Origin of the sequence: Micromonospora sp. CPCC 205561, from assembly GCF_036906775.1 — a bacterium.
Lineage (GTDB): Bacteria > Actinomycetota > Actinomycetes > Mycobacteriales > Micromonosporaceae > Micromonospora.
In genome coordinates, this window is the sequence record NZ_JBAKHV010000073.1 from 1 (window position 1) to 23,507 (window position 23,507).

Consider the following 23,507-nt stretch of genomic DNA (forward strand, 5'->3'; position numbering starts at 1 on the left):
GTGGGGGGTGGGGAGGCGGGGGCGGGGCGGTGTCGGGGTGGTGGGGGTGGGCTTGGGGGTGGGGGTGGGGTGGGTCGGGCGGAGGGTGAGCAGGCTGCCCACCAGGCCGGAGAAGAGGACCACCACGCCCAGCGCGATCGCGGTGGCCGACGGGAGCACCAGCCGCAGCGTCGCGTGCGGGTCGAGGTCGCCGAACCCGTCCAGCCCCCAGCGGGTGAGCGCCGCACCGGTGCCCGCGACGCCGAGGACGAACAGCAGCAGGCCGGCGGTGACGCTCGTCTCCAGCCGCAGGAGGCGTACCCAGCGGTCCGAGGCACGCCGCGGGACGAGCCCCTCCTGCCGGCCGTAGATCTCGGCGAGGCCGCCGAAGAGCACGAGCTGCACCCCGACCAGGATCATCAGGCACGCGTACACCAGGGTGGCGACGTCGAGCCGGACCGGGCCGAGGGAGAGCGGGCCCGGGGTGAGCGCCGCCGCTCCGGCCAGCCCGAGCGCGGCCAGCGCGGCGCCCGGCCGGACCAGCGTCCTGCGCGGCGCGAACACCAGCAGGAACCGTAGGTGCCGCCAGCCGTCGCGCCAGGTACGCAGGTGCGGCGGGCGGGACCGGCCGTCGGGCGAGAGGGTGGTCGGTACCTCGGCGATGTCGTACCCGGCCAGCGCGGCGCGCACCACCAGCTCGGAGGCGAACTCCATGCCCGGCATGCAGAGCCCGAGCGCGCGGATCCGCTCGGCGTGGAATGCGCGCATGCCACAGTGGAAGTCCCGGATCCCGCGCAACCCGAACAGCCGCCGGCCGAGCCAGCTCAGCACCGGGTTGCCGAGGTAGCGGTGCAGGGGCGGCATGGCACCCGGGGCGATGCCGCCCCGGAACCGGTTGCCCATCACGACGTCGTGCCCGGCCCGCAGCGCCTTTACGAACGGGCCGAGGTCCGCCAGGGCGTACGAGTCGTCGGCGTCCGCCATGACCACGTACCGGCCGCGCGCCCGGTCGATGCCGTTGAGCAGGGCCCCGCCGTAGCCGCGAACGGGCGCGTGCACCACCCGGGCGCCGGCGCGCTCGGCGATCTCCTGCGACCCGTCGGTGGACCCGTTGTCGGAGACGAGGACCTCCCCGACGATTGCGCACTCGTCGAGCGAGCGCAGCGCCTTGCGTACGCAGACCTCCAGGGTCTCAGCCTCGTTCAGGCACGGCAGCAGCACCGTGACCTCGATCTCCGCTTCGTTCGTCATGCTCCCCGCTGCCTTCTTCGGTGTTGGGCGCGGACCGGTCCGGCCCGCCGTCGGTCGACACGACCCGCCCCGGCCCGTCCTCGGTCGGCGCCGGCCGAGCCGTCGGATGAGGTGTCGGCCGCAGCCGCAGCCAGCCGACCGCGGCGGCGATCGGGAGGAACGCCAGCGCCGGCAGGCCGTAGCGGTGGTCGAACATCGAGGTGGCCACGGAGAAGACCATGATCCCGAGGCCGATGCCGGCGTACAGCAGGGCGATCCCGCGTAGCCGCGCCCGGCCCCGGCGCGGCCACCCGGCCCCGGCCAGCGCGGTCAGCAGCATCCCGGCGAGCACCGGTGCCGGGGTGACGCCGTACCGGCCGTAGGCGTGCAGGAACCGGCTGGCCGCGTTGGGCTCGGTGTCCCGCGACGGCGCCGGTTCCCACCGGTGGTCGGGGCTGGCGGTACGCGGCACGCAGTCGGGGTCCGCTGCCCAGTCGCTCGGCGAGAGCTGGGGTCGCCACCAGTTGGCCAGGCAGACCTCGCTCGGCGCGAGCCGGGCCGGCCAGAAGTAGCGGGCGGCGTCCGACGCGACGGCGGCCAGGTAGTCGCCGGGCTGCTGCCGGAGCACCTCGCGGGCGAACTTGTCGAGGTCCTCGGGCCGTTCGGCCTCGTGGATGGGGCTGTCGCGGTTCCAGATGAACCAGTCGGGCCGGGCGGGGCGCTGGTGCAGCGGCTGCCTGGGGCACAGCTTGCGCAGCCCGGGCCGCAGTTCCAGCCGGTCGCAGTCGGCGATCTGGGCGGTCCGCCCGTAGAGGAACTTCCCGCCCTCCAGGCCGAGCGCTCCCCGGACGCTGCCGGTGCCGGCGAAGGCGATCGCGAAGAGAGCGGCGACGCCGAGCAGGTACGCGGCCGGCGCCCGCCAGCCGCGCCACGGCAGCAGCAGGAACAGCAGCAGGGCGGCGAGGGCGACGACGCCGGTGGGACGGGTCACCATGCCGAGCGCGGCGGCGAGGCCGGCGCCCGCCGCGGCGAGCGTGCCGGGGCGTTCCCGCCGCACCAGCAGCAGCACCGCCACGGCCAGGGCACCGGTGAAGAGCGTCTCGGTGAGCAGGTACTGCTCCAGCGTGACCTGGGTGGCGTCGAGCAGGACCGGCGCGGCGGCGAGCGTCGCCAGCCACGCTCCGCCGCCCAGGCGGCGCAGCAGCAGGTAGGCCGCGACGCCCAGGGCGAGCCCGGCGAGGTGTTGCAGGGCCACCACCGGGGCGACCGTGCCTGTCCATTCGAAACCCTTGAGCAGCCACGGATACGTCCACCGGGCCGGCATGGCCGGCCATTCGTCGGCCCGCCTGAGGTACGCGCCGGAGTCGCCCTGAAACCACAGCGCGGGCGGGTAGGCGACCATCGCGGTGATCCGCAGCGCGAGACCGGCGGCGAGCACGACGACGAGGCCGAGGTGTCGACGCAGCAGGCCGGGAACGGACGATGGGCCGCCCCCTCGCACGGTCGGGCGTCCAGCGGGCACGGAGAGCTCCCGGAGAGCGGCGGATGGGTGATGGGCGCGGTCAAGCTAGCACGACGCACGGTGACGGTGGGTGCAACGGCGCGGCGTCGCGGCGCGCACCCCGGCGCCCGGCTCGGGCGTGCGCGCGGCCGGCCGGCCGACCCCCGGACGGCCGCGGGGGTGGGCGGCTCAGGCGACGCCGGCGGGGCGGAACTGGACGCTGACCCGGGGCCCGACGGGGCGGGTGGTCTTGGGCACGGCGTGTTCCCAGGTGCGCTGGCAGGTGCCGCCCATCACGGCGAGGTCGCCGTGCCCGAGCGGGAAGCGCAGACTGTCGCCGCCGCCCCGCGGCCGTAGCAGCAGCGTGCGGGGCGAGCCGAACGAGACGATGGCGACCATGGTGTCGGTGTGCGCGGAGCGGCCCTGGGTGTCGCCGTGCCAGGCGACGCTGTCCCGGCCGGAGCGGTAGAGGCACATGCCGGCGGTGACGAAGGGCTCGCCGAGCTCGGGGGCGTAGTGCCGGGTGAGGGCGGCGCGCGCGTCGGTGAGCAGCGGGTGCGGCAGGGGGCGGTGGGCCGCGTACCAGCAGAGCAGCCGGGGCACGTCGACCTCGGCGTCGTACATGGTGCGGCGCTCGGCCCGCCACGGCACCTCGCGCAGCAGGGCGTCGAACACCTCGTCGGAGCCGGCGACCCAGCCGGGCAGGTGGTCGACCCACGCGCCCCGGGTGAGCGGGTGCCGGCGCAGCCGGCCGGCCAGCGGGCCCAACGACGGCTCCGCGGCGGTCAGATCGAGCATCGACGGCTGGTAGGCGGCGCCGGTCACCGACCCAGCGTACCCCGCGGTTGGCACAGGTGTTCGAGGTGGGGAGCCTGTCGCCGGCACGTCACCTGACGCACACGTCGGCGTCGCCCGGCGTCGGCGGGGCGCCCCTACCGTGGGGCGGCGCCGTCCGGATCCCGGGCGGGCCGCGCCGCGAGGAGTAGACCAGTGCCGAGCAGCCCCACCCGCGCGCCGCGGGAGTCCCCACCGGTGGTCCCGGCCCGCCCGGTCCGGCCGGCCCGTCGGCCGGCGGTCGTCGCGGGTTGCCTCGCCGCCGCCTGGGCGGTCCCGCTGCTGGCGTACGCGCTGGGCGCGGCCGTCGTGCTCCCGCCGCTCGTGCTCGTGCTGACGGCCGGGCTGCTGCGGGCCGGGCGTACCCTGCTGGACCGGCTGCTGCTGGCGGCGGCGCTGCTGCTGGGGACGCTCTGCGCCGCCGCCCTGCTCTTCTCGGCGTGGCCCTGGGGCCTGCACCCGGTGCCGGTGGCCGGCACGGCCCTGACCGCTCTGCTCGGCCTCGCCCTGGTCACCGGCGTCCGGCCGGCGCTGCCGCGCCCGGTCGCGGCCGACGCGGCGCCGGTCGTCGCGGCGACGCTGTCGACCGTCGCGCTGGCCTGGCCCTACCTGCGCGCCGACGGCCTGGCCGGCCGGCTGGCGTACGCGATGGTCGGCGAGGACAACAGCCGGCACCTGGCCGCCGTGGAGGGCATCCGCGCGGTCGGCGGCTACCTCTTCAGCGACCCGGAGGGCGCGGCCCGGATCGCGCCCGAGGCGATGCTCTGGTACCCGCAGGGCTTCCACGTGACGGCCGCGCTGCTGGACACCTTCCTGCGCTCGTCGACCGAACCCGGTACGGCGGCCGGCGCGCTGGACCACTACCTCGGCTGGTCCCTGGCCGCGTACGCCCTGCTGGTGCTCGCGGTGCTCTGGGCCGCGGGGCGGCTCGCCGGCCGGCTGCTCGACCCGCTGCGTGCCGCCGCGCTGGCCGGCGCGGTCACCGCCCTCGTGCTGGGCTCGGAACTGTCCCGGTTCGTGGTGTACGGCTATCCCGGTGAGAGCCTCGGCCTGGCGCTGACCGCGATCCTGGTGGCGCTGGTGTGCCGGCCGGTGTCCGGCACCGGCACGCAGCTCTGCCTGCTCGGGGCGCTCTGCGTGGGCATCGGCTTCGCGTACCTGATGTTCCTGCCGGTGGTCGGGGCGCTGGTGCTGGCCTGGCTGCTCCGGCACCGGCGGGCGGTACGCCGGCGGCCCCGGCTGGCGGGCGCGGTGGGGCTGGCCACGGCCGTGCTCACGCCGCTTCCGAGCGTGGCGGGCCTGCTCTTCACCGACCAGGTCGACAACGTCGCCACCGGCGGCGATGTCTTCCCGCGCTACGACGCCTACCTGGCGCTGACCGGCCTGGTCGGCGCCGGTCTGCTCGCCGGCGGCCTGCGGCTGCCGGTGTGGCGCCGGTACGCGGGCGCGCTGGCCGCCGCGGGGGCCTTCGCGGCCGCCTTCCAGCTCTGGTTCCGCCTGCTCGGCACCGACCCCCGCTACTACTACGGCAAGACCCTGCACCTGCTGCTGGTGGTCCTGCTCGTCGGGGTGGGCGCGGTGTTCCTGCTGCGGCCGCTCCCGTGGCAGGCGCGGCCGCGCCCCGGCCCGCCCGCCCGGGCGCTCGTCGCGCTGTCGCTGGTGGCGGCGACCGCCGGAGCGGCCGGCGTCGCGCGCGGCGGCGGGATCTTCGCCCAGCCGTTCGGCGCCCGCAGCACCACCTGGGCGGCGGCCTGGTGGTCGGGCCTGCTGGACCGGCCTCGGCAGGCAGACGTGACCGTCCGCGCCCTGGCGCACGCGCCGGTGCGGGCCGGCGCGGTCACGGTCGTGGTGAGCGAGCACCGGCGGGAGGGCTACCTGGAGACGCTCTTCCTCGCCACCCTCCAGGGCACCCACGGCGCCTCCGCCCCGGCCTTCTACCACCTGCCGCTGTCGGAGCCGGCCCGCTCGGCGGCCCTGGTGGAGCGGGAGCGGCGACCGATCCGATTCCTCGCCACCGGGCCGCGGGCCGCCGCGGTGGTCGAGGGGCTCCTGGCCGGGCGCCCGGAGCTGCGCTCCCGGGTCACGCTCGAGACGCTGCCCTGACCCCGGCGGCGGGGGTGCCGACGCCGCCGCGACGGCGGATCAGGTCGGCGTGGCGGCCAGGGCGGCGAGCACCGCGTCGACCACCCGGGCCCGGCCCCGTCCGTCCACCGTCGACCAGGCGCGGGCCGATAGGGCGGCGCGGCGGCGCGGGGAGGCGAGCAGCCGGGCGAGCGTCCCGGCGGCGGCGGCCCGCGCCGCCCGGCCGGGCAGCCCGGCCCCGGCCAGCTCCGGCAGCTCGCCGAGGCCGGCGACGAGGCCGTGCCCGACCACCCGGCGGTACGCCTCGCGCTGGTTGTCCACCACGCAGACCAGGGCGGACGGCGCGCCGAGGCAGCACAGCTCCCAGGTGGAGGTGCCGGCGGCACTGACCACGAGATCCGCGGCGCCGATCAGCGCGGGCAGCTCGTCGGTGGGCGGCACCGGGCGCAGCGCCTGTCCCCGTCCCGGCGGCACCGCCGCCAGTTCCGCCGCGACCTCGGGGCGGCCGACCACGACGGTGAGGTCCATCGGGTGCCCGGTGGCCAGCAGCACCCGGGCCAGCACCGGGGCCGCGCCGACCGCGTCCGTGCCGCCGAAGAACGCCAGCACCCCGGGGCGGCCGACCGCCACGGCGGGCCGGGGCGTCGCGGGCCGGGCCGCCACCACCGAGTCCCGCAGCAGGGCGTACGCGCTGCCGGCGAGCAGCCGACCGGCCGGCGCGGCCGTCGACGCGCCGAAGTTCTGGTCCAGGTAGAGGTCGGCGTCCTGCCCCCGGGTGTCGCCGTCGACCACGGCCAGGGTCAGCACCCCCGCCGCCCGCAGCGCGCCCGCCCCCGCCGGGTCGAGCTCGTAGGAGTCGAGCACCAGCACGTCCAGCTCGTGCCGGCGCGCGGTCTCCACCAGCTCCCGCGGGGTCTGCGGGCCGGGACGCAGCGGGATGCCGCGGGCGGCCAGTTGCGCGCCCGCCCAGCCGACCCCCTCGACGGTGCCGAACGCCTCGACCCGGGCGCCCCGGGCGAGGAACTCCTCGCCGAGGGCGAGGCAGCGCACCAGGTGGCCGACGCCGCGCCGTGGCCCGGCGTCGCAACGCAGTCCGACGCGTACCGTGCTCAGGACTCCTCCAACCGCTTCTGCCGTACGCCGGCGTTGACGGCGCGCAGCGCCGGCCGCGCGTCGAGCCAGGCGGCGAGCGCGCCCAGCGGCACGCTGACGTCCCCGAAATGGTCCGTCACCGCCCGGACCAGGGTCCAGTCGGCCTCGGTGTCGAGGGTCAGCCGCAGGTCCGACCGGTCGGGGGTGAGCGTCACCCCGAGCACCCGGAACAGCTCGGGACGGGAGTACGCGTAGGAGGTCACGTGCACGCGGTGGTGGTCGGCGGCGATCCGGTCCAGGGTACGCAGCGCGTCCGCCCGGATGATCTCGACGTCCAGGCCGCGGGGGAGCGTGCGGGCGATGGACGTGCTGGCGTAGTCCAGCCCGGGCACCGCGCGCCAGACCGCGGCCACCAACCCGACGATCTCGGGATCGAGCAGCGGGCAGTCGGCGGTGAAGCGCATCACCGCGTCGCCGGGGTGGGCGTCCAGCGCGCCGACGAAGCGGGTGAGCACGTCGTCGACGGGGCCGCGGTGCCATGCCACGCCCAGCCGGTCGCACTCGGCCACCACGGCGTCGTCGGCGGCCTCGGTGCTGGTGGCGACCACCAGGTCGGCGAGGACGCCGCTCTCCCGCGCCGCCCGCACCACCCGGCCGAGGACGCTGCGCCCGGCGAGCGGCCGCAGCACCTTGCCGGGCAGCCGGGACGAGCCCATCCGGGCCTGCACGACGCCGACGACGCGCGGGCCGGTCCCGGCCGCGCCCGCCGGCCGGTGGCTCGCCTCGCTCGGACCGGCCGACGGCGCGCTGCCGGCCGCCGGTCCGGTCACCGCTGCTCCTCCGCTCTGGGGGCGAGGGCCTGCCGGGCCCGGCGGGTGGCCGCCCGGGCGCCCCGCCTCGCGATCCGCGCCGGGGCGATGGCCAGCCGGCCCACCCGGTAGCTGACCGAGCCGCTGAGCAGGTTGATCGTCGCGTCGGCGCGGCGCAGCGCCCGCTCGCGCGAGGTGAGCAGCTCCTCGGTCCACCTGAGCAGCGCGGCCAGCCGGGTCAGCTCCTCGCGCTGACGCAGCCACGCCTCCCGCAGCTGCTGGTAGCTGCGCCGCCCGAGCGGCGGGTCGGTGGGTTCGACGGCGCGCAGTTCGGTGGCGAGGGCGACCCGCCCGTCGGCGTCGAGCCCGTGCAGGGCGGCGGCGACGGCGGCCTCGGCCTCCACGGCCGCGGCGACCGTCGCGCGGTCCAGGTCGTGGCCGGCGAGACCGCCCAGCACCACGGTCAGACCCGCCACGTCCAGGGTGGAGGTCCAGGGGTGGGCGTACCCGCCGGTGAGCAGTTCGGCGGCGAAGCGCCACAGGCCCCGGGCCAGCACCACGTCGACGGCGAGCGGTTCGGCGGCGCGCCAGCTCGGGTCGAGCACCGCGTACGCGTCGCCGGCCAGCACGACGTTGTCCAGGCTGGCCAGCCCGGCCGGGCCGGCGAGCCGGCCCTCGGCGTCGACCTGCCCGGCGAGCCAGCGGGCGTACCCGCGCAGCAGCCGGCGCAGCGTCTCCAGGTCCCGCCGCAGGCAGCCGTCGAGCAGCAGGGTGCGCAGCAGCCGCCCGTCCGGCACCGGCCCGGCGAGCACCCCCGGGTCCCGGTAGGCGACCAGCCGGCTGGCGAAGGGGGCCGGCAGCCGGTCGTCGCGGGGCTCCGGCTCGCCGGCCCGCCACCGCCAGCCGTCGGGACCGTCGACGACCTCGACCACCCCGACGCCGGGCGGCCCGGTCTGCACGAGCGCCACGGGTGGCGCCGCCCGTTCCCCGCCGGGCGGGTCGTCCGCCCGGCGGGCGAGCACCAGCCAGCCCGGCGCCAGCTCGGCGGCCCGGCCGGCGTACAGGGCGTCGACCGCGAGCCGGGCCGGATCCTGGAGCACCGGTTCGCCGCCGAAACCGCCGGCGCACGCGCCGTGCAGCACCGCGTCGAAGAGCCCGGAGCTGGTGTGCCGGCCCAGCGCCGCCGTGTCGAGCAGCGCGGTCGGCGTCGCCGGGTGCGGATACGCGGCGAAGGACGCCCCGGGGCGCAGCCCCACGGCCTCCAACCGGGCGCGCAGCTGCTCCAGGCTCGCCGGGCGGCCCGCGTCGAGGACTCCGCCGACGACCCAGGCGGCGTCGTCACGTCCGGCGTACCAGGGGGAGGCGGCGACGAGCCGGTGCAGGCCGAGCGGGTTGTCCAGGCCCAGCAGCAGCGTGCCGCCGGGGCGCAGCGCCGCCACCAGCCGGTCGAGCACGCCCGCCCAGCCGAGCGGCGTCCCCTCGACGGACTCGACGGCGGCCAGCCCGGCGCCGGCGACCACCACGTCGAACCGCTCGTCCGGGGCCGGCCCGGCCGCGCCGGCCACCACCACCCGTGCCGCGCGGTCGGCGAGCGCGACCCCGTCGGGGTGGCTGCGCAGCAGGCAGGTCACCTCGGCGTGCGCCAGCCGGTCGAGCAGCGCGGGGTCGTGCGGCCCGGCCAGCAACACCCGGGCGCCGGCCGGCACGACCCGGGCGACCAGCGCGGCCAGCGGACCCCCCTCGGCCAGGCGCTGCCCCGGCAGGTCGGACCAGGCCAGCATCTCCCCGCCGGGCAACGTGATCCGGGGCGCGGCGTCAGTCGTCAACTCACTCCTCCTGGAGGTTCGCCCAGCCGAGCAGCTCACGCAGCTCGGCCGGCGTGCAGCGGTGGTCGGTACCCAGCTCGGCGCGGGCGATCCGGGCGGCGGTGGGCGGGTCCACCCGTTCGCCGTGCAGCTCCGGCCACTGGCGGCGGATCCGCGCGGTACCGCCGAAGGTGGGGTCCTCGTCGGCGAGCACCATCGGGTCGCCGTAGACGGCGGCCTCGCAGCCGGCGGCGATGCCGTAGAAGATGGCGCTGGTCAGCCGGTTCGAGGCGACCCGGCGGTGCCGGCGCAGCTCGGCCAGCTGCCGGTCGAGGAAGAGCGGGTCCGTCTCCCGCCACCAGTGGCCGCGGTAGCCGTGGCAGATGACCCGGAAGCCGGCGTTCTCGTAGAGCCGCCGTACCCGGCGCATGCCGTACTCGTGCCAGTAGAGGCAGACCGTGACCGGGCCGGGCTCGGTGTCCCGGATGCGGGCGATCAGCTTGCGGTGGTCGCCCTTGACGTGCTGGCCCTCCCAACCGTGGAACGGGTACCAGATGGTGCCCTCCCGCTCGGCCGGCGGCGGCTCCTCGGGCCGCATCGCCAGCAGGTAGGCGAAGGGCGCGCCGATGACGGTGACGTTGCGCCGCCCCACCGACCAGGCCCGCCGGCGGGTCTGCTCCGACCAGAGCAGGCTCGGCGTGCGCTCCGCGTACGGGTGGCCGGGGGCGAGCCCGTCGCCGATGTTCCAGCCGTGCTGGACGTACCCGTTGATCCGGGGCGGGTGGCCGTCGCCCAGCCCCGCGTAGCGGGCCAGCACGTGGGCGTGGCCGTAGAAGTGGTTCGCGTGGTGCATCGGGCTCCTCGTCAGGCGGCGGCCCGACGCGCCGTGGCGGAGCGCAGCGCCGCGCCGAGGGCGTCGACGACGCGGTCCTGGTCGGCCTCGGTGAGGTCGGGGAAGAGCGGCAGGGAGAGCTGCTGGGCGTAGAACGCCTCGGCTACCGGGCAGGAGCCGCGTCGGTAGCCCAGGTCGGCGAAGGCCGGATGCCAGTGCACCGGGATGTAGTTGACCTGCACCCCGATGCCGGCGGCGCGCATCCGGTCGTACACCTGGCGACGCCGCCCGTCGAGCACCCGGATCGGGTAGAGGTGCCACGCCGGGGTCGCCCAGGACCGGCGGCCCGGGACGAGCACGCCGGGGAGGTCGGCCAGCGCCTCGTCGTAGCGGGCGACCAGCCGGGCGCGGGCGGCGAGGAAGTCGCCGAGCCGGCGCAGCTGGCTGCGGCCGAGCGCGCAGAGCACGTCGGGCAGCCGGTAGTTCAGCCCGAACTCGTGCACCTCCTGGTGCCACCCGCCCTCGTCCGGCCAGCGCTGCTCGTCGCGCTCGCGGACCAGACCGATGTTGCGGAACCGGCGGGCCCGGGCGAGCAGGCGCGGGTCGGCGGCGGCGACGGCGCCGCCCTCGGCGGTGGTGAGGTTCTTCGTCGGGAAGAACGAGAAGGTGGTCAGGTCGGCCAGCGAGCCGACCGGGCGGCCCCGGTAGCGGCCGCCGATGGAGTGGGCGGCGTCGGCGAGCAGCAGCGCGTCGGTGCCGCCCAGCGCGGCGCGCAGCGCGTCGTAGTCGGCCGGGTGACCGGCGTAGTCCACCGCGGAGACCACCCGGGTGCGGCTGGTCGTCGCCGCCGCCACCGCCGCCGGGTCGAGGGTGAAGGTCTCCTCCTCGACGTCGGCGAAGACGATCCGCGCGCCGAGGGCGACCGCGCTGCTGGCGGTCGCCACGAACGTCGTCGGCGGTACGACCACCTCGTCGCCGGGGCCGACACCGGCCGCCGCGTACGCGACGTGCAGGGCCGCGGTGCCGTTGGAGACCGCGGCGCAGCCGGTCCCGCCGGTCCACCCGGCCAGGTCGGCCTCGAACCCCTCGACCTGGGGCCCGGTGGTGAGCCAGCCGCTGCGCAGCGCGTCGACCACGGCGGCGACGTCGTCGGCGCTCACCGACTGCCGCCCGTACGGGAGCAGCCCCGTCATGCGGGCACGCCGAGCATGTCGCGCAGCTGCGCCACGCTGAGCCACTCGTCGTTGCCGTCCGACTGGTACGCGAAGCCGTCCGGCACCGGCTCGCAGCCGACCGGCGGCTGGTAGCCCCAGGTGGCGATGGTCGGCTGCACGATGAACCGGTCCTTCGCCCGCAGGGTCCGGCGGCTGTCGTCCGGCGCGATCATCTCCTCGTGCAGCTTCTCGCCCGGGCGGATGCCGATCTCGTGCGTGGTGGCCTCCGGGGCGACGGCCTCGACCAGGTCGAGGATGCGCATGCTCGGGATCCGAGGGACGAAGAGTTCGCCGCCCTGCATCTGGTCGAACGAGTCCACGACGAACCGGACCGCCTGGTCCAGGGTGATCCAGAACCGGGTCATCCGCTTGTCGGTGACCGGCAGGCTCTTCCCCTCGGCGGCCAGCCGGCGGAAGAGCGGGACGACCGAGCCGCGGCTGCCGACCACGTTGCCGTAGCGGACGACCGCGAATCGGGTCGGGTGCTGCGCCGCGTAGTGGTTGGCCGAGACGAAGAGCTTGTCGCCGACGAGTTTCGTGGCGCCGTAGAGGTTGACCGGGCTGGACGCCTTGTCGGTGGAGAGCGCGATGACCTTCCGTACGCCGGCCTCGATCGCCGCGTCGACGACGTGCTGCGAGCCGGTGATGTTGGTGGCGATGAACTCCGAGGGGTTGTACTCGGCGGTGTCCACCTGCTTGAGGGCGGCGGCGTGCACCACGTGGTCGACGCCGTGCATCGCGCGGGTCAGCCGGTGCCGGTCCCGGATGTCACCGATGAACCAGCGCAGCCGCGGGTCGTCGCCGAGGTGCTGGCGAAGCTCGTACTGCTTGAGCTCGTCGCGGGAGAACACCACCACCCGGGCCGGATCCGCCTCGGTGAGGACATGCCGGAGGAACGTTCTGCCGAAGGAGCCTGTCCCACCGGTGACAAGAATGGAAGACCCATTCAACTCGCTCAATTGGTGCTCCCATGGTCGTGGTTCTTCCGTGGCGACCTTCCCCGGCCGGCCGGTTCGAGACGCTAGCTTCGGCGGGTTAACACGCCGACGCCCCTCGGTGAACGGTCCGCCCGCCCGAAGTGAATGCGGAATGCCTTGCAGGCAAACACTTTTTGCCTGCTCAGGGGCGGGTTGAGAGGGCTGGAAGCTCGGCTACACTCGGCCCGCACGCCGACCGGGCGTAGCAGTTACGGAGGAAATCGCGGTGGAACTTCAGCGACTGAGGGTCGTCTTCCGCGCGGCTTTGGAACTGCCCGACGACGCCGTCGTGGACAGTCTCGAATATCGCGGTACGGAGAAGTGGGACTCGCTCGCGCACATGGCGTTGGTGGCCGCCGTCGAGGACGAGTTCGATGTCATGTTGGACACCGACGAGGTGATCGACCTCAGTTCCTTCGACCGCGCTCGGCAGATCCTGGAGAAGCACGGTGTCGTCCTCACCGACTGATCCCGGCGCGGACGCCGCGTCCGGGCACCCCGGGGACCGGGCCTCGACCGCCCGGCGGGTCCTCGTCACCGGCTCGACCCGGGGCATCGGCCGGGCTGTCGCCCGGCGACTCGCCGCGCAGGGCTGTGCGGTCGCGGTGCACGGCCGGCGGGCCGGCACGGCGCGGGAGGTGGCCGCCGCACTGCCGGGCGGGCCGCACCTCGCGGTGCACGGCGACGTGGCGGAGCCGGACCAGGTCCGGGCGGTGCTGCGCGCCGTCTTCGAGCGTTGGCGGGGCCTGGACGCGCTGGTGGTCAACGCCGGCGTGCACGAGGCGGGGCTGCTGGGTTCCGTGCCGGACGAGACCGTGGCCCGGCTCTTCGCGGTCAACGCGGCGGGCGCCGCGCACACGCTCCAGCAGGGCGCCCGCCTGCTGCGCCGGGGCGACCGGCCGGCGGTGGTGTTCACCGGCTCGCTGATCGGCTCCGCCGGGGCCGCCGGGCAGGTCGTCTACGCGGCCAGCAAGGCGGCGGTGGAGGGCCTCACCCGGGCCGCCGCCAAGGAGCTCGGCCCGGCCGGGATCCGGGTGAACGCGGTGGCCCCGGGCTTCATCCGCACCGACCTGCTGGCCGACCTCGACGAGCCGGGCCGGCGGGCCCGCGCCGACGCCACCCCGCTGCGCCGCCTCGGCGAGCCGGAGGAGGTCGCCGAGGTGGTGGCGTTCCTGCTCTCCCCGGCCGCGGCCTTCGTGACCGGCCAGGTCATCGGCGTCGACGGCGGGCTGACCCTGTGACCGGCCCGCCGCGGCACGACCCGGCCGGCCCCTCCTGTTCCGACGCGGCCTTCCTGCCGCACCCGGACGGCCGGCTGGTGGACGCGGCGACCGGCCGGCGGGTCGGCGGCGCGGAGCTCGCGGCCCGGGTCGCCGACCTCGCCGCGCTGCTCGACCGGGAACCGCCCGGGGCGGTCTTCGCCGCCGCCCCCACCGAGATCGACGCGGTACTGCGGATCCTGGCCGCCTGGCAGGCGGGCCGCCCGGTCGCGCTGCTCGACCCGCGGATCGCCGTGGACGCGCTGCGGGACCTGGTCGACCGGTTCCGCCCCGCCCTCCTGCTCACCGGCCCCGCGCCGGTCGAAGGCTACGGGCCCGGCCCGGCCGCTCTCGGCCCGGCCTGGCGGCGCGCCGGGCCGCCGGGCCCCCCGCCCCACCCGGAGCTGGCGCTGCTGCTCGCCACCTCCGGCTCGACCGGCAACCCGAAGCTCGTCCGGCTCTCCCGCGCGGCGGTGCGGGCCAACGCGGCGGCGATCGCCACCGCGCTGGACCTGGACGGCGACGAGGTGGCCCCCACCACCCTGCCGCTGCACTACACGTACGGGCTGTCGGTGCTCACCAGCCACCTGCACGCCGGGGCCACCGTGCTGCTGGAACGCTCCGGGCTCACCTCCCGCGAGTTCTGGGCGGCGCTCGACCGGTACCGGGCCACCTCGCTGGCCGCCGTGCCCTACCAGTACGAGATGCTGCGCCGGCTGCGCTTCGCACCGGCCCGGCACGAGCGGCTGCGTACGCTCACCCAGGCCGGCGGCCGGCTGCACCCGGATCTGGTCGCCGACTTCCACGGCCGGATGGCCGAGGTGGCGGGCCGGCTCTTCGTCATGTACGGGCAGACCGAGGCGACCGCCCGGATGACCGTGCTGCCGCCCGAGCGGCTGCCGGAGAAGCTGGGCTCGGTGGGACTGCCGGTGCCCGGCGGGGCCCTGTCGATCCGCACCGACGACGGTACGGAGACCACCGCGCCGGAGCGGACGGGCGAGATCCTCTACCGGGGACCCAACGTGATGATGGGCTACGCCGAGACGGCCGCCGACCTGGCCCGCCCGGACGAGCGGGGCGGCGTGCTGGCCACCGGCGACCTGGGCCACCTGGACGCCGACGGGTTCCTGCACGTGACCGGCCGGATCAAGCGGATCGCCAAGGTGTTCGGCGTCCGGGTCAACCTCGACGACGTGGAACGCTCGCTCGGGCACCACGGCCCGGTCGCCGCGATCGCCGGGGCCGACCGGCTGGTGGTGGTGGCGGAGGGCGCGGACGCGGACCGGCTCGCCCTGATCCGGGCCGAGGTGGCGCGGGCGCTGGGCACCCACTCCTCCGGGATCCAGGTGCGGGGCGTCGACGCGCTGCCGCTGACCCCGACGGGCAAGCCCGACTACCGCGCACTGGAGGAACGGTGCTGACCGACGTGTTCACCCTCACCCAGCCCGAGAAGGAGGTACGCCTCCGCGACGAGCTGGTCGGGCTGCTGGCCCACCACCGGCGGCACTGCCCGCCGTACGCCCGGATCCTGGACGCCCTGGGCGGCGCGGAGGGCGACGCGGCGACGCTGGCCGACCTGCCCTGGCTGCCGGTGCGGCTGTTCAAGACCCGCAAGCTGGCCAGCGTGCCGGACGAGGAGGTGATCCGGGTGCTCACCTCCAGCGGGACCACGGGCGAGGTCAGCCGTATCCACCTGGACCGGGCCGCCGCCACCACCCAGTCGAGGATGCTGGCCCGCACGCTCGGCACCGTGCTCGGCCCGCGCCGGCTGCCGATGGTGGTGGTGGACCGGGCCGGGGTGGTCGGCGACCGGCGCTCCTACTCGGCGCGCGGAGCGGGCGCGCTCGGCATGGTGAACTTCGGCCGCGACCACCTGTGGCTGCTCGACGCCGACGACCGGCCGGACGTCGCCGCGCTCAAGGACTTCCTGGCCCGCCACGGCGACGCGCCGTTCCTGGTCTTCGGCTTCACCTTCATGGTCTGGCGCTACCTCTACGAGGTGGCCCGCGACCACGGCCTCGACCTGTCCCGGGGCGTCCTGGTGCACTCCGGCGGCTGGAAGAAGCTCGCCGACCGGGCCGTGGACGACGCCGAGTTCCGCCGCCGGCTCGGCGCGGACACCGGCCTGACCCGGATCCACAACTTCTACGGCATGGTCGAGCAGATCGGCACGGTCTTCCTGGAGGGGCCCGACGGCGGCTCCCTCTACTGTCCGGACTTCGCCGACGTCATCGTCCGGGACCCGGTCACCTGGCACGAGGCCCCGGTCGGTACCCCCGGCGTGATCGAGGTGCTGAGCACCCTGCCCAGCTCCTACCCGGGCAACGTGCTGCTGACCGAGGACCTGGGAGTCGTGCACGGGATCGACGACGGGCACTGGCCGGGCAAGCGGTTCAGCGTCCTGGGCCGGCTGCCCCGCGCCGAGGCCCGGGGTTGCAGCGACACCTACGCCGGAGGAGAGGCATGACGGTACGGATGCGGTTCCCCGCCGGGCCCGACGCGCCGGTGGAGGACCTGCTGCCGCCGGTCGGCGACCCGCCGCTGGTCGTCGGCGACGAGCGGATGCTGGACTTCCTGACCTCGGTCTCCCGGCGGCTGCTGGCCCCCGCGCTGGCCCGCCGCCATCCGGAACTGGGCTCGCTGGGCTTCTTCCTGCGCCGCCGGGAGCTGCTGCGCGGCGTCGAACGGCTGCACACCGGGCTCGCCGACGGGGTGCTCGCCTTTCCCCGGGGCGTGGTGTTCCACGTCCCACCCGCCAACGTGGACACGATCTTCGTCTACTCCTGGGCGCTCTCGGCGCTGGCCGGCAACGTCAACGTCGTCCGGGTCTCGCCCCGCTCGGCGGCGGCGGCCGACGCGATCCTGGCGGTGCTCAACGACAGCCTCGACTCCGCCGACCCGGTGGTGGCCCGGACCCAGCGCATGGTCACCTACGGCCACGACGACGCGGTGACGGGCCGGCTCAGCGCCGGCTGCGACCTGCGGGTCGTCTGGGGCGGCGACCGGGCGGTGACCGCCGTACGCCGGCACCCGCTGGCGCCCGCCGCCCGGGAGCTCACCTTCCCGGACCGGTCCTCCTTCGCGGTCCTCTCGGTGACCGGCTGGGAGGCCGCCCCGCTGGCCGACCGGCGGGCCGCCGTGGCCCGCTTCGCCGACGACGCCTACTGGTTCGACCAGGCGGCCTGCGCGTCGCCGCGCGCGGTGTTCCTCGTCGGCGACGAGGGGCGCGCCGAGGCCGTCCGGGCCGAGTTCGTCGCCCTGCTCGGGCTGGCCGTGCGGGAGCGGGGCTGGGACGTGGACGCGGCGATGGCCGTCGAGAAGCGGGTCGGCGCGTACGGGCTGGCCGCCGACGGCGGAGTTACCCGGATGGTGTTCCACGGCAACCTGGTCACGACGCTGGAGCTGGACGGGCCGGCGGCGGCGCCCCGCGAGTGGCTCGGCACCGGTACGTTCGGCTTCGTCACCGTGGCGGAGCTGGCGGAGCTGGTGCCGTTCGTGCGCCGCCGGGACCAGACCCTGACCCACTTCGGCTTCACCCGCGCCGAGCTGGTCGACCTCGCCCGGCGGCTCGGCGGCCGGGGCATCGACCGGATCGTGCCGTTCGGCGCGGCGCTGACCTTCGCCCCGGTCTGGGACGGCCACGACCTGCTGCGTGAGTTCGTCCGGCTGGTCACGGTCGCGGACTGACGGCGCACGACGTGGGGTCCGGTCCGCCGGACCGGGCCCCACCGACGCGCCATGGCTCAGACCAGGTCCCAGCTGAGCGGGGTTCCCCTCGCCGCGTCCCGGGTGAAGGTGCGGCCGAGCACCCGGTCCAGGTCGGCGGGGGGGAGCCCGCCGGCCGGCCGGATGGAGCGGACGACCGACGCGGTCACGCGATCGCCGGCCCGGACGTCCTCGACCACCCAGAGGGAACGGCGGAACCGCAGCCCCTCCCGTTCGGTCGGGGTGGGGCCGACAGCGGGGTCGCCCAGCGCCGCCCAGGCCCGCTCCGACTCCACGACGAGCGCGGTCAGCTCCGGCGGCTCCAGCGAGAAGTCCGAGTCGACGCCCCCGTCGGCCCGACGCAGGGTCACGTGCTTCTCGATCAGGCAGGCGCCCAGTGCCACCGAGGCGACCGGCACGCCGATGCCGGGGGTGTGGTCGGACAACCCGACCGGCAGGCCGAAGACGTCGGCCAGCACGGGCAGCCGGCGCAGGTTGCTGTCCCGCGGCGGCGCCGGGTAGGAGGCGGTGCAGGCGAGCAGCACGATGCCCTCCGCGCCGCCCTCCCGGGCGGCGCGGACGGCGGCGTCGATCTCGCCGACGGTGGCCATCCCGGTCGAGATGACCAGCGGCTTGCCGGTGCCCGCGACGAGCCGGATCAGCGGCAGGTCCACCAGCTCCGACGAGGCGATCTTGTACGCGGGCGCGTCCAGCTCCTCCAGCAACTCCACCGCCGTCGCGTCGAAGGGCGACGAGAAGACCGTGAGGCCGAGCGCGCGGGCCCGCTCGAAGATCGGCGCGTGCCACTCGTACGGGGTGTGGGCCCGCTCGAAGAGCTGCCAGAGGCGTTCCCCGCCCCAGAGGTCGTGTCCGTCGGAGAGCCGGAACGCGGGCGCGTCGACGTCGATGGTGAGCGTGTCCGGGCGGTACGTCTGGAGCTTGAGCGCGTGCGCCCCGCTGGCCGCGACCGCGTCGACGATGGCGAGCGCCCGGTCCAGGTTGCCGTTGTGGTTGCCGGACATCTCCGCCACCACGAGCGGCCGCTCCCCGGCCCCGACCGCGTGCGGTCCGATTTTGACTGTCGAGGTCATGTTCCCCTGCTCATCTCCGTCCACACCACCTGGTGCGAGCTACCGTCGACGTCCCGCGCGTACCGCCGGACGACGCGAAATCCGAAGCGCCGGTGCAGGGCGAGCACCGGCTCGTTGCTGGCGAGCGTCTCGCCGCCGAGCCGCCGCGCCCCGAGGGTCCCGAAGGCGTACGCGACGGCCGCCCGCTGCAACGACAGCCACGCCGGCAACAGTTCCGCCCGGGCGTCCAACCCGGCGATGTCCAGGTAGAAGCCCCAGGTCAAGGAGCGCTCCGGCGACGTGAGCCCGGCGAAGGTGACCACGCCGGAGGGCTCGCCGGCGTGCAGGTGCACCAGCACCAGCCGGTCCGGGTCGGTGCGCACCCGCGCCCACCAGGCGCGGTGCTCGGCCGGGTCGATCTCGTGGCCGGTGAGGCTCACCGCGCGCACCTGGGGATGGTTGCGCCAGCGCAGCATCCGGTCCAGGTCGCCGTCGTCGGCCGGCCGCAGCGACCCGGTCATCCGCGCGACGCCCGTGCGCGCCCGGCCAGCGCGCCGGGCCGGTCCGCCGTCGCCCCGGCCGCCGTCGCCGATCCCGTCCCGTCCGTCGTCGTTGCCGCCGGCCCGGTCGCCGCGGGTTCCGCCGCCGGCTGCGCGGCGGTAGTCCCGCCACGCACCCGGCCCGCCATCCGGTGGGCCCGGCGCAGCGTCGCGTAGGCGAGGTAGCTGTCCCGCCCGACCAGCCGATGCTTGAGCCCCGCCACGCCGGCCGGGCGCGGGTAGCCGGTGCCCGGCAGGTAACGGCGGTAGTGCTCGGCGACCCGGCGGAAGAAGGCGCGCCGCAGCCGCGGGTGCAGCCGGCCGTCGTTGCCCGCCACCACCAGGTAGTGGCTGACCATCAGCGTGAACAACTCGGCGCGCAGCCGGTCGTCCGGGGCATGCCGGTCAAGCCACTCGAAGAGTCGTTCGTACTGGTCGAAGGCGTCGAAGTGCCGCCGGCTACGGGTGGAGGTGATCGCGCCGAGCCGACCCTGCCGGTAGTGGTAGCAGACCCGGTCCAGCACGGAGATCCGTCGCGCGCCGATCAGCAGCGGGTGGCTGAACGGGATGTCCTCGTACCAGCCGGGGAAGAAGCGCAGCCCCAGCCCGGCCATGAACTCGCGCCGGACCACCTTGTTCCAGGCGGTGTGCTGCACCCGCAACAGCTGCGGCCGGTCGGCCAGGCTGACCACGCCCGGCACGCCGCGCAGCAGGTGACTGCTCGCGTCGACCTCCCGTCGACCGCCCTCGTGCACCCGGAGGTGGTCGAGCATGAGCACGTCGGGCCGATCCCGGCGCAGCCGGTCCAGCACCGCCGCGATCGTGCCCGGCGGCAGCCAGTCGTCGCTGTCGACGAACCAGACGTACTCGCCGGCGGCCACGTCGAGGCCGGCGTTGCGGGCCGGGCCCAGGCCCACGTTGCGGGGCAGGTGCAGCGTGCGGATGCCGGGCCGGCCGGCGTACGAGCGCAGCATCTCCCCGCAGCGGTCGGGGGAGGCGTCGTCCACCGCGACCAGCTCCACCGCCCCCGCCTCGCCGGGCGGGATGTCGGCGCGGATCGACTCCAGGCACTGGTAGAGGTACGGCTCGACGCCGTACACGGGCACGACGATGCTCAGCAGCGGCGCTTGCGTCGGCTCAATGACCACGCCGCCACCCTCGGCCCCGCGGATGACCGGGCCCGGAACCTCACGTGACCGGGGACGGTGGAGTCCCTGAACACCCGCCGGGCGCCGGGTTAACGGTTCAGGATCCGGCGCACCGGGCCGCCGACGACCCGCTTCACCCGGGCCCGCAGCCGCTGCTCACGCAGGGCCTCCGCGTCGGCCCGCAGTTCGGTGTTCCGGTCGTGCAGCCACTGGACGCGCTCCAGCAGCACCTCGGCGGCGGTCGCGCCGGCCGGGCGTACGGCGGGCGGGAAGGTGGTGGCCCGCACCTGCGCGTCGAACCGGGCGGCGCTGTCGCCGTCGGCGAAGGCGTTGCCGAGGCCGTGCCTGGCGAGGAAGGCCAGCATGGTCTCGTAGCGGGCCTTGTGGCCGGCGTTGAGCGCGCCGTAGTCCGCCTCGTCGTAGAGCTGGGCGGCGTCCACGTCGGCCGGCACGTCCTTCATCACCCGGTGCGGGATGTCGAAGTACCGGGCGAGCTCCAGGGTGCGCGAGTCGTGCGCGAAGAGGTAGCCGGGCGTGCCGGCCACCAGCGCCGTGATGGTGCCGTGGATCCGGGTACCGAACGCGAAATCGAACCCGGAGAGGTAGTCCATCCAGGTCCAGGGGTCGACGAACATCCGCACCTTGTCCTCGGTGAACAGCGGGTGCGAGGTGTGCACGGGGATGGCGCTGGACCTGCCCCGCTCCTCGGGGGCGTCGCCGTAGAGCAGCGTGCCGAGCGTCTTGAGGTCCTGCGGCAGGTAGCGCAGGTTCGGGTACCGCTCGTGGTGCCGGGCGACGATCTTCGCCATCGACTTCACGTACGGCGAGATCGTGAGCGCGACCCGGTCGTCCGGCGTCAGCGCCGACTTCCGTTTCCGCACCCCGAGGCTGGCGCCGTGCAGGAACATCGACGGGCAGCCGATCACGTCGACGGCGGAGAAGCCGAGGGTACGCAGGTAGCTCTCGGTGATCTCGCCCCGGACGCCGATGCTGGGCGAGCGGTCGAGGACGGCCCGCACGAACCGGCTCACGACGTCGTCGATCGGGCGTAGGTACTCCCGGTCGCCCTTGACGTCGGTCTGCACGCCGACCCCGAGGACCACCACCGGGATCTTCAACCGCTCGATGAGCTTGGTCATGGCCTCGACGCGGTGTGCGTAGCTGCGACGGAAGGCGTTGGCGAGCGGTACGACGTAGACGTCGTACCGCTCGTTGATCATGTCCGCGTCGCGCGGGTTGACCTTGAACTCGGTTGAGGTGATCTCGGTGGTGGAGGTGCGTAGGAGCTTGTGCGCGGCGTGGCTGAAGACGAGGTTGCCGTTGTTCTCGCCGATCCAGTTCTGCTCGTAGGTCTCCTCCGGCGAATAGACGTCGAACGGGCCCTTCTTGGCCCGCATCAAGATCCGCCGGTGCATCCGTCCCCGCCTCTCGTCGTCCTGGGGTCACGGAATACTAGGCCACCGGCCGCCGTGGACACAGCTGCCGGTCACCGTCGTCACGCGACGGAACGGGGGCGTCACCCACCGGAAAGAAGGGGTTGCCAGCGCCGGCGGGTAGGGTGCCCGGGCGGGCGGTGCCGACCGGGGGGCCGCCGCGGGGCGTCCCGGGGGCGCCCGACGACGGACCGAGGAGGAGACGTACGTGCTGGTGACCCTGCGGATCGCCGGAGTCGCGGCATGACGGGCGCCGCGACCGCCGCGCCGGCCCGCCGGCCCGCGTCGCCGGCCGACCGCCTGCCGTCGCTGACCGGGCTGCGCTGGGTGGCCGCGCTGCTGGTCTTCGGCTTCCACGCCGGGACGATGGGCATCATCGCCGAGCCCGACCACCGGGCCGTGGTGAACTGGGTCTTCACCCTCGGCCTCTCCGGCGTGCAGTTCTTCTTCATCCTCAGTGGCTTCGTGCTGGTCTGGTCGGCCCGGCCGACCGACACCCGGCGGGCGTTCTGGCGACGCCGGGTCGCCAAGATCTGGCCCAGCCACGCGCTGCTGTGGGCGCTGGCCCTGGCGGTCGCGGCCTGGTTCGCCGACCCGGTGGACCCCGGCGTCGCGCTGGAGAACCTCTTCCTCCTCCAGGCCTGGGATCCCCGGCCGGGCCACTTCTACAGCATCAACACGGTCAGCTGGTCGCTGTCCTGCGAGTTCTTCTTCTACCTCTGCCTGCCGCTGGCGCTGCCGCTGATCCGCCGGGCCCGGCCCTGGGCACTGTGGAGCGTCGTGGCGGCGGTGCCGCTGCTGATCCTCGCGCTCTGGCCGGCCCAGGCCCTGGTGCCGGAGGAGAGCCGCTGGTGGTTCACCCAGATCTTCCCGCCCGTGCGGTCGCTGGAGTTCTGGATGGGCGTGGCCGCCGCCGAACTGATGCGGCGCGGCCGGTGGCGCGGGCCGGGCCTGCCGGTGGCCAGCCTGGTCTTCGTGGCGACGTGGGTCGGCGCGGCGCAGTGGGTGCGCGCCGAACTCTGGGCGGCGCTGCTCTCGGTGGCGTACATCCTGGTCATCACCGCTGCGGCGGACGCGGACGTGCGCGGGCGACGTTCGCCGTGGCGCTCCCGGCCGATGGTCTGGCTCGGCGAGGTCTCCTTCGCCTTCTACCTGGTGCACGTCCTCGTGATGGTCAGCGTGCTGCGGTTCACCGGCGACTGGGGGGTCGGCTTCGGCGGCTGGTGGGGGCTGGCGGTGGTGCTCGGGTTCCTGCTGGTCAACCTGGTCCTCGCCGGGCTGGTGCACCGCCTCGTCGAGAACCCGCTGATGCGGCTGCTCGCCCCGCGCCGCCCGTCGCGGGCCGCGCCCCGGGGAACGGACGCGACCGCGCCGCGGCCCGGTGGCACGGTGCCGCCCGAGGGCGGGCGTGGCGACGCGGTGCCGCGCCCCCGGCCCGGCGCCGCCCGCGGCGACCACCGGCCGGAGTACGTCGACTCGCGCTGACCCCCGGCACCGCGTCCACATGCGACACACCCGACGCGATGCGGGCCGCCGGAGTCGGCGGTAGCGTTGGTGGGTGCACGTTGTCGCGCCGACCTGTCCCCTGTGGTCGGTGGCGCGCTGGGCCGCGCGGCTGCTGGCCGGCCTGGCGGTCGCGTGCGGTGTCGGCGCCGGGGCGTTCCCCGCCGCCGCGCCGCACCCCGGGGTGACCGGCCTCCCCGCGGCCCCGGCCGCGTCCACGCCGGCGGTCCCGTCGAGCTGCCCCTGCGGCACGCCCGCCGTCCGCCCCGACGCGGGCGTCCGCACCGGCGGTCCGGCCGGCGCCGGCCCGGCGGTCGACAGCCGCGTCGGCGTTCTGACCGCGGCCGGCCCGGCGGTCGACAGCCGCGTCGGCGGTCTCACGGGGGCCGGCGTCGGCACCCGCGCCGCCGAGCGGGACGCCGCGGGCCCGGCACCTGCCGACGCGCCGGCACCCGCCCCGGCCGCCGTGGTCGCCGCCGGCCCCGCAAGTCGGGG

21 protein-coding genes are annotated in these 23,507 nt (G+C 75.8%); 8 read left to right on the forward strand and 13 right to left on the reverse strand.

The window, feature by feature from the left end; all coding sequences use genetic code 11:
* The 3 genes from V6V16_RS25420 to V6V16_RS25430 all read right to left on the reverse strand — a co-directional run.
* The coding region (locus tag V6V16_RS25420) for a glycosyltransferase family 2 protein (RefSeq protein ID WP_334565996.1) at positions 1–1,230 on the reverse strand (1,230 nt) is incomplete at its 3' end.
* The gene (locus V6V16_RS25425; protein WP_334565998.1) at positions 1,172–2,731 is read right to left on the reverse strand and encodes a glycosyltransferase family 39 protein; all 1,560 of its coding nucleotides are present in this window, start codon (positions 2,729–2,731) and stop codon (positions 1,172–1,174) included. The genes V6V16_RS25420 and V6V16_RS25425, both read right to left, overlap by 59 nt.
* Positions 2,732–2,899: 168 nt before the next feature.
* Entirely contained in the window at positions 2,900–3,508 is a 609-nt protein-coding gene (locus tag V6V16_RS25430; RefSeq protein ID WP_334566033.1) for an alpha-ketoglutarate-dependent dioxygenase AlkB, read from the reverse strand.
* A gap of 192 nt (positions 3,509–3,700) precedes the next feature.
* On the opposite strand from V6V16_RS25430, the gene V6V16_RS25435 reads away from it, so the two are divergent.
* Positions 3,701–5,647, forward strand: a complete 1,947-nt coding sequence (locus tag V6V16_RS25435; protein ID WP_334565999.1) for a hypothetical protein — start codon at positions 3,701–3,703, stop codon at positions 5,645–5,647.
* A 39-nt stretch (positions 5,648–5,686) separates the two neighbouring features.
* Here V6V16_RS25435 and V6V16_RS25440 read toward each other — a convergent pair whose 3' ends face one another.
* The 6 genes from V6V16_RS25440 to pseB form a co-directional block, all read right to left on the reverse strand.
* Complete coding sequence (locus V6V16_RS25440) at positions 5,687–6,739, reverse strand: PseG/SpsG family protein (RefSeq protein ID WP_334566035.1); 1,053 nt, start codon at positions 6,737–6,739, stop codon at positions 5,687–5,689.
* Positions 6,736–7,446, reverse strand: coding sequence for a glycosyltransferase family protein (locus V6V16_RS25445; protein WP_334566038.1), 711 nt, complete (start codon positions 7,444–7,446; stop codon positions 6,736–6,738). Before V6V16_RS25445 ends, V6V16_RS25440 begins: the two co-directional genes overlap by 4 nt.
* Positions 7,447–7,544: 98 nt before the next feature.
* Entirely contained in the window at positions 7,545–9,353 is a 1,809-nt protein-coding gene (locus V6V16_RS25450; RefSeq protein WP_334566001.1) for a class I SAM-dependent methyltransferase, read from the reverse strand.
* A 1-nt stretch (position 9,354) separates the two neighbouring features.
* Positions 9,355–10,185: a hypothetical protein gene (locus tag V6V16_RS25455; protein WP_334566003.1), complete on the reverse strand. Its 831-nt coding sequence runs from the start codon at positions 10,183–10,185 to the stop codon at positions 9,355–9,357.
* 11 nt (positions 10,186–10,196) lie between these two features.
* Positions 10,197–11,357, reverse strand: a complete 1,161-nt coding sequence (locus tag V6V16_RS25460; RefSeq protein WP_334566006.1) for a DegT/DnrJ/EryC1/StrS family aminotransferase — start codon at positions 11,355–11,357, stop codon at positions 10,197–10,199.
* Positions 11,354–12,337 (reverse strand): UDP-N-acetylglucosamine 4,6-dehydratase (inverting), encoded by a 984-nt coding sequence (gene pseB, locus V6V16_RS25465; RefSeq protein ID WP_334566007.1) that lies wholly within the window; start codon positions 12,335–12,337, stop codon positions 11,354–11,356. Before pseB ends, V6V16_RS25460 begins: the two co-directional genes overlap by 4 nt.
* Positions 12,338–12,581: 244 nt before the next feature.
* Here pseB and V6V16_RS25470 point away from each other — a divergent pair, with 244 nt between their 5' ends.
* The 5 genes from V6V16_RS25470 to V6V16_RS25490 are packed head-to-tail and all read left to right on the forward strand — an operon-like array spanning position 12,582 to position 17,301.
* Entirely contained in the window at positions 12,582–12,824 is a 243-nt protein-coding gene (locus V6V16_RS25470) for an acyl carrier protein (RefSeq protein WP_334566008.1), read from the forward strand.
* Positions 12,805–13,596: an SDR family NAD(P)-dependent oxidoreductase gene (locus tag V6V16_RS25475; RefSeq protein WP_334566010.1), complete on the forward strand. Its 792-nt coding sequence runs from the start codon at positions 12,805–12,807 to the stop codon at positions 13,594–13,596. Before V6V16_RS25470 ends, V6V16_RS25475 begins: the two co-directional genes overlap by 20 nt.
* Positions 13,597–13,649: 53 nt before the next feature.
* Entirely contained in the window at positions 13,650–15,035 is a 1,386-nt protein-coding gene (locus V6V16_RS25480; RefSeq protein ID WP_442934154.1) for an AMP-binding protein, read from the forward strand.
* Positions 15,029–16,081: a LuxE/PaaK family acyltransferase gene (locus V6V16_RS25485; RefSeq protein WP_334566016.1), complete on the forward strand. Its 1,053-nt coding sequence runs from the start codon at positions 15,029–15,031 to the stop codon at positions 16,079–16,081. Before V6V16_RS25480 ends, V6V16_RS25485 begins: the two co-directional genes overlap by 7 nt.
* On the forward strand, positions 16,078–17,301 hold the full coding sequence (locus V6V16_RS25490; protein ID WP_334566019.1) for an acyl-CoA reductase: 1,224 nt from the start codon (positions 16,078–16,080) through the stop codon (positions 17,299–17,301). Before V6V16_RS25485 ends, V6V16_RS25490 begins: the two co-directional genes overlap by 4 nt.
* A gap of 56 nt (positions 17,302–17,357) precedes the next feature.
* On the opposite strand, the gene pseI is transcribed toward V6V16_RS25490, so the two are convergent.
* The 4 genes from pseI to V6V16_RS25510 all read right to left on the reverse strand — a co-directional run bounded on the left by pseI (position 17,358) and on the right by V6V16_RS25510 (position 21,491).
* Complete coding sequence (gene pseI / locus V6V16_RS25495) at positions 17,358–18,410, reverse strand: pseudaminic acid synthase (RefSeq protein WP_334566021.1); 1,053 nt, start codon at positions 18,408–18,410, stop codon at positions 17,358–17,360.
* A complete protein-coding gene (locus tag V6V16_RS25500; protein WP_334566023.1) occupies positions 18,407–18,910 on the reverse strand; it encodes a GNAT family N-acetyltransferase in 504 nt (167 codons plus the stop codon). Before V6V16_RS25500 ends, pseI begins: the two co-directional genes overlap by 4 nt.
* The gene (locus tag V6V16_RS25505) at positions 18,907–20,076 is read right to left on the reverse strand and encodes a glycosyltransferase family 2 protein (protein WP_334566025.1); all 1,170 of its coding nucleotides are present in this window, start codon (positions 20,074–20,076) and stop codon (positions 18,907–18,909) included. Before V6V16_RS25505 ends, V6V16_RS25500 begins: the two co-directional genes overlap by 4 nt.
* An 89-nt stretch (positions 20,077–20,165) precedes the next feature.
* On the reverse strand, positions 20,166–21,491 hold the full coding sequence (locus V6V16_RS25510) for a polysaccharide pyruvyl transferase family protein (protein ID WP_334566026.1): 1,326 nt from the start codon (positions 21,489–21,491) through the stop codon (positions 20,166–20,168).
* A gap of 261 nt (positions 21,492–21,752) precedes the next feature.
* Here V6V16_RS25510 and V6V16_RS25515 point away from each other — a divergent pair, with 261 nt between their 5' ends.
* Entirely contained in the window at positions 21,753–22,994 is a 1,242-nt protein-coding gene (locus V6V16_RS25515; protein WP_334566029.1) for an acyltransferase family protein, read from the forward strand.
* 73 nt (positions 22,995–23,067) lie between these two features.
* On the forward strand, positions 23,068–23,507 hold a 440-nt coding region (locus V6V16_RS25520; RefSeq protein ID WP_334566031.1), incomplete at its 3' end, for a hypothetical protein.